This window comes from Actinoallomurus acaciae, assembly GCF_042429965.1.
Lineage (GTDB): Bacteria > Actinomycetota > Actinomycetes > Streptosporangiales > Streptosporangiaceae > Actinoallomurus > Actinoallomurus acaciae.
The window spans coordinates 1-1,362 of sequence record NZ_JBHLZP010001025.1 but is presented as its reverse complement, the minus strand read 5'-3'; the positions used below and the strand labels follow the sequence as shown (position 1 = coordinate 1,362).

Annotated in this window: 2 protein-coding genes; both read left to right on the top strand. The window is 72.8% G+C overall.

Translation table 11 applies throughout. From position 1 onward, the window contains the following. Positions 1 to 532: ricin-type beta-trefoil lectin domain protein (locus tag ACFFNX_RS50085; RefSeq protein WP_378213552.1), on the top strand; the 532-nt coding region annotated here is incomplete at its 5' end. Positions 533 to 717: 185 nt separating this feature from the next. Continuing rightward, positions 718 to 1,362 (top strand): hypothetical protein (locus ACFFNX_RS50080; RefSeq protein ID WP_378213551.1); only part of this gene is annotated, 645 nt, incomplete at its 3' end.

Genomic DNA, 1,362 nt, shown 5'->3' with positions numbered 1-1,362 from the left:
GCCCTCGACGGGCAGCCCGAGCGCCACGCCGTCCGCGAAGACCAAGCCGGGCAAGAGCGACACCCGTCATCCGAAGGCCGGTACGACCAAGGCCGCGGGACACGCGCCTCGGCCCGCCTCGGGCGGCCACGCCGGCGCGGCGGCGGCCTCCACGCGCTCCATCACCAGCGCCGCCTCGGGCCGGTGCATCAGCGTGAGCGCTCATACCGCCAAGGACGGCTCGCCGCTGCAGATCTGGAACTGCCAGGGCGCGCGCTGGCAGAAGTGGACGTTCGAACCGGACGGCTCCGTTCGGTCCATGGGCATGTGCATGGACGTCGCGTGGGGCTCCTCGGACGACGGCACGACGATCCAGCTCGCCCGCTGCCACGGCGGACCGGCCCAGACGTTCGACCTCAACAGCGCCGGCGACCTGGTGAACTCCGGCGCCGACAAGTGCGTGGACGTGACGGACAAGAAGACGGCCAACGGCACCCGCCTCCAGCTGTGGCAGTGCGCGGGCACGTCGAACCAGAAGTGGAGCGCCGTCTGACCGCGGGCGAGCGGCCGTGACACGGTACGCGGGTGTTACGGACCGCCCGCAAAATGTTGCATAACAAACCGTATTGAACCGGTTACCAGAGTGCCCCGTATAACCGTACGCTGAACCGATCTGTAGCTGCCGAAAAGTCTGTCTCGTCCCGTCGGACGGGCACGGCGGGTGAGGGGAGACGGCTGATGTCCATGCCGTCCGCACGCCGGTCCAGGAGGACCGGCCGTACGGTCAGTACGGAGAATGCCTCCGGCGCCGCCGACCAGCGGGCCGGCCGGGTCGAGGCCGAGGAACTGGCCGGGCGGTTCCTGCTCAGCGCCGAGGCGACGCGCGCCGAAGGCCAGGCCGATCTGGTCGTCGCCGTGGAGCCGGGTGAGGCGACGCTCGTCGTCGTCGCCGTTCCGGGCGATCTCGCCGACGGGCTCTGGCCCCGGCTCGCCGAGGTGCTGACCCGCGCGCGCGAACGGACCGGCCAGGTGGTGCTGGCGATGTCCGGCGCGGGGATCGACCGGCGGGGGAGCGGCGCGCTGGCGCGAAGGATCGCCGACGACTGGGACATGACCGTGGTGGCACCGGCCGGGGACGTCCTGCTCGTGCCCGGCGGCGCGCTGTTCGTGCGCGCGGAGGACGACGGCCCGGAACCGCGGTGGTGGAGGTTCGCGCCGAAGACCGAGGCCCAGGCGCTCGGGCTGCGTTGGCCCCGGCCCGAGTGGGAGGCCGCGCTCGCCGAGGTGACCGCCTCTTCGAGCACCGGGACCGCCGTCACCGCGGTGCCCGCCGGGTCGCTGGTCCGTGCGGCCGGGACGCCGGAACCGGAGCCCGGCGACGTG